The 1,134-nt window shown below is 61.3% G+C and carries 1 protein-coding gene; it reads right to left on the bottom strand.

Annotated elements, in window-relative coordinates:
* Window positions 1-1,134: conjugal transfer protein TraN (locus AC4PR2_RS27630; RefSeq protein ID WP_492175877.1), on the bottom strand; the 1,134-nt coding region annotated here is incomplete at both ends.

The following is a 1,134-nucleotide window of genomic DNA, read 5'->3' as shown; positions in this document are numbered from 1 at the left end:
CTGGCCCTGGCGGCCCTGCTCCTGCACGATGCGCGCCAGCAGGCTGTCGTAGACGCAATAGCTGTGTTTTTTCTGCAGGCAGGCACCCAATACCTTTTTCGAGCAATACTCCCCGACATCGATAACCAGCTTGCGCTCCTTGGCCTTGCCGATGGCCTTTTCCTCATCATTGCAATGCGCCAGCCCGACACCGTGCCCCCAACCGCCGCCCTTGCAGCAGTTGCTGAACCCGATGGCCGTTTTGCGGCACGACATGGGCTTGCCGGTAAAGAAGCGGATGGTGTTGGGGTCAAGCCCGGCCACGTCCTTGCCGGCCGCCGCCAGCGCGGCCAGCTGAGACACGGCCGCCTTGAAGTCGTTGTTCTTCTCGTCCTTGATGGACGCGCAGCTGCCATCATCACAATAGAATTTGTCGCCGCACAGCCAGCCTTCGCCGCTGACGGTGTGCTGGCACTGGTAGCTCAGCGATTCGCGTACGCAAAAGTCGCCGACGCGCTGCAGGCAGCGGCGGGTGCCGACCGTGCAGTTCCTGTCGCTCTCCCAGCGCCCGCAGCTGTTGTCATCACTCTCATAGAGCTGCCAGTCTTGCGTGGTCTGCCAGCAGTCCTGATAGACCGGATACGCCACGCCGTTATCCCAGACCGTGCGGGTTTCCGCGCCCTGGGAACAATATTCCCGAAGCATGACGGCATTTTCCTTGTCCACGCCGCAGCTGGGCGTCCATTCGACGCGCGTCGTAAACACGCGCGTGTCGACCTCGAGATCAAAGTGGAGGGTGGCCGGGACAGGAGACTGGTGGCGAATACGCGCACCGCCAGAGCCGTGAACATATTGCATGTCGCCATGCGTGGCTTCAAAAGCCTGGCCGGCAACGAGTTCCGTTTGCGCCGGCCAAAAGTCGGCACCGGACTGCTCGGTCCATCCGTGGTAATACAATGCCGTTCCCAGCAGGCTGATATCCGTGCGCTGATTGCCGGCCACCCTGGGATACCGGTAGGACGCATGCACAATCCGCCCGCTCATGGGGGGTGTCACGGTGATGTGCACCGCGTCCCCGTAAATCTGGTAAGGCAAATCCGACAAGGTGACTTCAAATGATTTTGTCTCCTTGCCGCCCGTGACGCTGCCGACAAT

This window comes from Serratia sp. A07 (assembly GCF_058725505.1).
The sequence above is the reverse complement of the archived record's forward strand: the minus strand, read 5'-3'. Positions and strand labels throughout refer to the sequence as shown.